This is a genomic window from Sphingorhabdus sp. (genome assembly GCF_044239005.1).
Lineage (GTDB): Bacteria > Pseudomonadota > Alphaproteobacteria > Sphingomonadales > Sphingomonadaceae > Sphingorhabdus_B.
Map to the genome: position 1 here is coordinate 1 of NZ_JBIICH010000109.1, position 6,858 is coordinate 6,858.

Genomic DNA, 6,858 nt, shown 5'->3' on the forward strand with positions numbered 1-6,858 from the left:
GTTCCGCTTGGGGATGGCTCTGCCTTCTTCTTCGGCGGCGACAATATGGTCGCGGATTATCTGAGCGGCGCCATCCGGACGCAGGCGAATGCGATTACCGGTTCCACCCTGACGCCTAACGCATGGTTCCCGATTTCAGCACGTTCGGGTGCCCTAGCGGGTGGTCCATGGACAGCTGGTGAAATTTCGGACGTCGAAGAAAGCACGGCCGCTGCCTATGCACGCGTCGATTTTGGCGCGGATCTTGGTGGCGCAACGCTCAGCGGCAATATCGGCATGCGTTATGTCAGCACCAAGGTGAGAAGCGGCGGTTCGTTCAGCCTGCCGACGCCCGAATATTTCGACGCTAACGGCAATCGTGATGGCATAGTCCAACTGGCGGAAGTGCAGGGCTCATGTGCCTTTATTCTCGCCAATAATATCACACCGGTGCCTGGCTATTGCGGCTTGTCGGCCGCGCGCCAAGCGACATATGCGTCGTTGTTTACAGGTGAGGTCATTTCCGACCCGCTCAACATTCGCTACACAAACTGGCTGCCCAACTTCAACGCGAAACTTGATTTCGGCAATGGCGTCTTGGTGCGTGGTGCAATCTCCAAGGGTATTTCCCGGCCAGATCTATCCGCGTTCACATCGGGTGGCGGTGCATATGACAACACCAACAATCTGCGCGCCGGTGGGCTTTTGGCCACGGGTCCGTTGCTTGCCATCAACACGGGTAACCGCTTCCTGCGCCCTGTTGAATCGGTGAACTATGACCTTTCTGTCGAATGGTATTGGGCAGAAATCGGCTCGTTAACGGTATCCGGCTTTGTAAAGGATATCAGCAATATCGTGAATAGCGGCGCCATAGTGCGTCCATTTGTCACGCCGAAGGGCGTCAACACCGATATTCTGTTCAACACACCGGTGAATAGCGACGGCGGAACATTGAAGGGCGTTGAAGTTGCTTATCAGCAAACTTACGATTTCCTGCCTGGCCTATTAAGCGGTTTGGGCGCCGGTCTGACATATACCTATGTTGATGCTGGCGATTTCAACAACGCTTCGCTCGGTTCAGAACAGAGCCCGCTTTCGGGCGGACTGCCATTGGCTGGCGTCTCGAAGCACACGGTCAATGCCGTCGGATTCTACGAAAAGGGTCCGTTGTCATTCCGCTTGGCGTATAACTGGCGGTCTGAATTTGTGCAGACACCGCGCGACGTCATCTTCCCGTTCTCGCCCATTTACGGCGAAGCGACAGGGCAGCTTGACGGATCCATCTTTGTTTCTGTGACCAAGCAATTGAAACTCGGCATTCAGGGCGTGAACTTGCTTGATGAAGTCACACAGACATCACAAGTCATCGATTTTGACGGCACCCGCGCAACGCGCTCGGCGTTCCGTAACGATCGACGCTTCACGTTCCTTGCCCGATTTGAGTTCTAACACTTAGTAACAGTGTTGCGGAAAAGCGGACCTTGGTCATATGACTTGGGTCCGTTTTTCTTTCAGCCCGCGTTTCAGGAGAAAGCTATGCCGTCCAAAATTGTCTTGCTCGGTGCTATGATCGGTTTGACGGCGTGCTGGACAACGGCGGCCACAGCACAGGCTTCAGAAAATAACTGGACGCTTGTGTGGGCCGATGAGTTTGATGGGACCAAATTGGACCGCAAAAAATGGAAGCCTGAAATATCCTGCTGGGGCGGCGGCAATCAGGAACGGCAATGCTACACCGATAGGTCCAAAAACATTAAGGTGGCCGATGGGAATCTCCATTTAATTGCGCATAAAGAGATATTTACAGGTCCCGATCTGCCTCCCGAACTTTCGAATAAGCCTTATCGACAAAAGACGCAGGAATATACCTCCGGCAAAATCCGAACGCTTGGCATTTCCAGCTGGAAATACGGAAAAGTTGAATTTCGCGCAAAGCCGCCCAAGGGCCAAGGCACCTGGCCTGCCGTGTGGATGATGCCCGCCAACAGCGTCTACGGCGGCTGGCCGCTGTCGGGCGAGATTGATATTTTGGAGGGTGTTAACCTCGGCGCCACTTGCGACACATGCACGGGCGATGTTGGCGAGAACCGGATGATCAGCGCGATCCATTTTGGCGATTATGCACCGAAAAACAAATTCCACGATACGCGCGTGGCGCTGCCATCAAACGCTTTGCCGTCCGATGACTTTCACATCTGGACGCTTGAATGGGGCGAGGGCGTCATGCGTTTCTATCTCGACGGCCGGAAATATTGGGAACGGACCAGTGCTGATTGGGAAACAGCTTCTCCGCTTGCGAAATCAAATCCCGTTGCGCCTTTTGACCAGCCCTTCTACATCATGGCCAACCTCGCTATTGGTGGTGGCCTGTCAGAGAAGAATAACGATAAAGGCGTTGCATCGGATGTAACACCTGCAGCGTTTTTGATCGACTGGATCCGCATCTACCAATGCAGCAGCGATAAGGAAAAAGGTCTGGCCTGCATGCAGGACGGCAAAGAGAGTAAGTAAGTTATGGCGAGACGCCGCCAGGCCGTCACTATTAAACATGTCGCAGCCGATGCAGGGGTTTCCCTGCAAACGGTAAGCCGCGTCATCAATAATGAGCCTAACGTCCGGCCTGCCATGCAGGAGCGGGTGCAGGCGTCTATTGATAAGCTTGGCTATGTCCCGTCCATCGCGGCGCAACGGATGAGCGGATCACGTTCGTACTTGATCCTTGCCATCAACGACCGGGAACGCACAATTGCCGATTGGCGGAACCGCCAAGGGTCGGACTGGGTAGACCAAATGCTTTTGGGCGGCATGCTGAAATGTGCCGAACATGGATACCGGATGATCTTTGAACTGGTCGATACCCACAATGATCATGTCGAGCGCGAATTGGGTGCCGCCATTGCCGCGCTGCAGCCAGACGGCGTCATCCTGACGCCACCCCACTCTGAAAACCGGCTCATCACCGGATTTCTTGCCAAGCGCAAAATCCCCTTCGCTCGCATCGGATCGATCACATCAGGGCCGGGAATAGCGATGACGATGGATGATGAGGGCTCGGCCCGACGCGCAACCGAACATCTCATCGCGCTTGGCCATAGCAGGATCGGTTTCATTGCTGGCCCCAAGGAATATGACCTGTCCAACTGGCGTATCGACGGGTGGCGCGAGGCGATGACCAGCACCGGCCTTTCCTGCGATGCCTTATGCGTCAGAGGCGATTTTGGATATGATAGCGGTGTGCTGGCGGCAAACGCGTTGCTCGACTTGCAAGACCCGCCCACGGCGATCATCGGCAGCAATGACCAAATGACGCTTGCTGCTTTGGATGCAGCCAAGACGCGTGGTTTAAACATTCCCTGCGATCTATCCCTTATCAGTTTCGACAACACGCCCGTTGTGCGTTTTACCGTGCCCGAACTGACTGCGGTTGATCAGCCCATTGCCGCAACCTTTTCGAAGGCGGTAGAGCTATTGATTACCAATGGTGACGCGCTTGTGCCGCATCAACCTGTTGTCATTGAAGGCAGCCTTATTGAGCGCAGCAGCACCGCACCACCGTCTGCACATGGTCGCGCCTAAATCTGCGGACAGCGGCCGGCAGTCGGCAACGTTCATGTATTTGTACGCGCTCGCCGTATCCGGCGGTGCCGTCGCCTATATGCCGTTTCTGACGATATTGCTGCCGCTGCGCGCGACAGACATCTCCGGCACGGACGCGCTTGGCATGTTGGCGATAGCGGCCTTTCTGGGCGCTATCGCCGCAAGCATGGCCAATATCGGTTTTGGATGGGCCAGTGACAAAACCGGCAAACGCCGCCCGTGGATATGCGCCGGATTAGCCGTATCAACGGCTTTGCTCCTCGCCACAGCTTACGCCAAAAGCCCGGCGGCGATGATCGCCATCATCATACTCTGGCAAATTGGCCTGAACATGATGCTCGCGCCCTTAAGCGCGTGGGCCGGTGATACCATTCCCGATTCCCAAAAGGGCTTCCTTGGCGGTCTATTGGCGCTCGCGCCCGGTATGGGCGCGCTTTCAGGCGCGTTTGTAACGATGAACGATGCTGTTCCATCGGAGCACCGTGAAATCATTATCGCGATGTTGGTGATAGCCATGGTCAGTCCGGTGGTGATTTTTGGCAGACCGATATCGATGCCGGAGTTGAACACCGCGCCGACGGATCAAACAACCGATGGGGAACAGAGCGCCGTAAAACGGCACGCTGCCGTTAAAATGTGGATTGCGCGCTTATTGATCCAAATTGCGGAAGCCTCATTATTTGCGTTTCTGCTTTTGTGGTTCCGCAGCGTCGATCCGGATTTCGGCGAAAATAATGCGGCGAATATCTTTGCGCTTGTTCTGGGTGCGGCTGTGTTTTTAGCATTAGCTGCCGGCCGCTGGTCCGACCGCGCAAACCGCCCCATTCCACCGCTCATATGTGGGGCAGCGGCAGCATCGGCCGGACTGATCATCATGTCGGTTTCGTCATCTTTACCGGTAGCCATCGCCGGCTATGTGGTCTTTGGTTTGGCGAGCAGCCTGTTTCTGGCGCTGCACTCAAGCCAGACGTTGAGGGTGCTCCCGCGTCCACAGACGCGCGGACGGGATTTGGGCATTTTCAACCTGACGAACACCGTGCCATCGCTCATCATGCCATGGCTGACACTCGCTTTGGTGCCCACTTATGGCTTTGGCAGCCTGTTTCTGCTGCTCGCGGGGCTGGCGGTCATCGCGTGCCTGTTATTGGCAACAATGCCGCGCCAGCATGCGCGCGATTAGGCAGGCTTGCGCGCGTAGATCCCGAATGCCGCGATGACCGCATAGCAAAGCATCGGTAGCGTGAACGCTATCGCCAGGCTTCCGGTCACGTCAGCGATGATGCCCGTGAGCAGCGGAACAACAGCGCCGCCGACGATGGCGACGTTGATGATGCCGGAACCGTCGGCAGCGCGTGACCCGAGCTTTTCACAGGCCAGCGTGAAGATCGTCGGGAACATGATCGCATTGGTCAGGCCGACGGCCAGCAAGGCATAGCCCGCAACTTCGCCCGTGCTTTGTGTGGAAAAGATCAGCAGTGCAATTGCGGCCACCGATACAGACGCCAGCACCTTACCCGGGCTAAGCACACGCAGCACCGCAGAGCCGATGAACCGGCCCACCATGGCGCCGCCCCAATATAGGCCAATAAGCTTGCCAGCGTCTTGCTCGGGCAAAGCCATGACATGATCTTGCATCAAATAATTGACGATGAGCGAACCAATCGCGACTTCGGCGCCGACATATAGGAAAATGCATAAAGCACCGAAACCGAAACGAGGCCGCTTCAACAAGTCGAGGCCAGCCAAGCCCTCGCTCGCTTCATGCTTTTCGCCCTTCAGCGCATCGCGAAACAGCCATACCACTGCGGCAACAATCGCCAGTGCCACGGCAATACCCAAATAGCCGTTCACAATGGCTTGGCTCTCTGCAGTGCGATAGGCGTCGAGCTCCACACCGGATAGTTGGTCAGCGGTTACCGTCGCGAGGCTGCCAAGGATAAGGATCGAACCAACGATCGGGAAAACCGTGGTGCCAAGGGAATTGAACGCTTGAGCAAAGGTCAGGCGGCTATGCGCCGTGGCAGGCTTACCAAGAATGGAGATCAAGGGGTTGGAAACCACTTGGACAATGACCACACCGCTTGCCAACACAAACAATGCCAACAGGAATACGCCATAGGTCGCGGTCTGGCTCGCGGGAATGAACAACAGGCAGCCCCCCATCATCGTCAAAAGGCCGGCAACCGCGCCGCGCATATAGCCAATTTTCTTCACGAGCCGCGCGCCGGGAATGCCGATGACGGCATAAGCGGCAAAGAAACAGAACTGCACAAGCATCGCTTGCGTGTAATTGAGCGTAAACAGCTCTTTTAACTTTGGGATGATAACATCGTTGAGGCTTGTGATGCCGCCGAAGATGAAGAACAGCCCCATCACGAACAATTGCAATTGCGGTGCGTCGATATGGGTATCGCCATTATCTGCTGACGCAGATGCGCCGGGTGCCAATGCCATCTTCTCTCTCCCTTGGTGTTAGCGCGTTTTGCCGGGGCAGGACGCGCCTTTTTTTGTCGTTTCGATATGAATGTTGCGAATTGTCGCAACAAGGCCTTTCGCCGCCTGCATACGTATCGGGGAACCGACCGCGTCCAACTTCGCGCCAGCCGCGGCAAAGCAGCGCAGCGGAATGCGGGTTTGTGTGGGCGTTCCCGTTGGCAATGCGCGCATCGTGCTGTTTATATCAAGCGCAGCGCCACCAAAGGACAGCATGACTGAACCGGTCGCTGGCTGATCAATTCGCCAGTCGATGAGCAGCGACCAGTCTTCCTTCAACGGCTTGCTCAAATCGACAGCAGGCCCGTTGACAACGAAAGCGCCATCGGCGTTCCAAGTGAATTGCCGCGCATCTTCCTGTGCGGACATATCAACAGCCCGCGCGCTAATCGACCCGTCCATCTGTAAATTCCAAGGTGCGGGCACCTTGCCACGGACGAAATATTGCGTGGCGATGGTCAGCGATGACATATCGACGCGCGGGTCTTCGTTAACCGGAGCAAGCTTGCTCGATTGCGTGTAATCGAGGCCATAGCCGAGCGGGAAAAGCGGCGCATCGATCGGTGACCGCGCATCTGCCGGCCAACTGAAAGGCAAGCGTCCGGTGAAGTCACGCAGTGGCTTTCCATTTGCGCCTGCGACCAACACATCGGCGACACCCCGGCCTTGCGTGCCCGGCAACCATGCAGCCACAAAAGCGTCGGCTTGGTTGATAAGCTTGCCGGTAAACATGGGCCGTCCAGATAGGAACAGGACCACAACAGGAATATTCTGCGCCTTCAATCGCGC

Annotated in this window: 6 protein-coding genes; 4 read left to right on the forward strand and 2 right to left on the reverse strand. The window is 56.1% G+C overall.

The window, feature by feature from the left end:
• The 4 genes from ACILQA_RS08785 to ACILQA_RS08800 all read left to right on the forward strand — a co-directional run.
• The coding region (locus ACILQA_RS08785; protein WP_395629360.1) for a TonB-dependent receptor domain-containing protein at positions 1 to 1,428 on the forward strand (1,428 nt) is incomplete at its 5' end.
• Positions 1,429 to 1,515: 87 nt separating this feature from the next.
• Positions 1,516 to 2,490 (forward strand): family 16 glycosylhydrolase, encoded by a 975-nt coding sequence (locus tag ACILQA_RS08790; RefSeq protein ID WP_395629361.1) that lies wholly within the window; start codon positions 1,516 to 1,518, stop codon positions 2,488 to 2,490.
• 3 nt (positions 2,491 to 2,493) lie between these two features.
• A complete protein-coding gene (locus tag ACILQA_RS08795) occupies positions 2,494 to 3,555 on the forward strand; it encodes a LacI family DNA-binding transcriptional regulator (protein WP_395629362.1) in 1,062 nt (353 codons plus the stop codon).
• The gene (locus ACILQA_RS08800; RefSeq protein ID WP_395629363.1) at positions 3,509 to 4,756 is read left to right on the forward strand and encodes an MFS transporter; all 1,248 of its coding nucleotides are present in this window, start codon (positions 3,509 to 3,511) and stop codon (positions 4,754 to 4,756) included. The genes ACILQA_RS08795 and ACILQA_RS08800 overlap by 47 nt, the downstream gene beginning before the upstream one ends.
• Here ACILQA_RS08800 and ACILQA_RS08805 read toward each other — a convergent pair.
• Both ACILQA_RS08805 and ACILQA_RS08810 read right to left on the reverse strand, forming a co-directional pair.
• Positions 4,753 to 6,030 carry a sugar MFS transporter gene (locus ACILQA_RS08805; protein WP_395629364.1) on the reverse strand — a complete coding sequence of 426 codons (1,278 nt, stop codon included), beginning with the start codon at positions 6,028 to 6,030 and terminating at the stop codon, positions 4,753 to 4,755. The genes ACILQA_RS08800 and ACILQA_RS08805 overlap by 4 nt on opposite strands.
• A gap of 18 nt (positions 6,031 to 6,048) precedes the next feature.
• Positions 6,049 to 6,858, reverse strand: an 810-nt coding sequence (locus ACILQA_RS08810; protein WP_395629365.1) for a putative glycoside hydrolase, incomplete at its 5' end; no start/stop codon positions are given.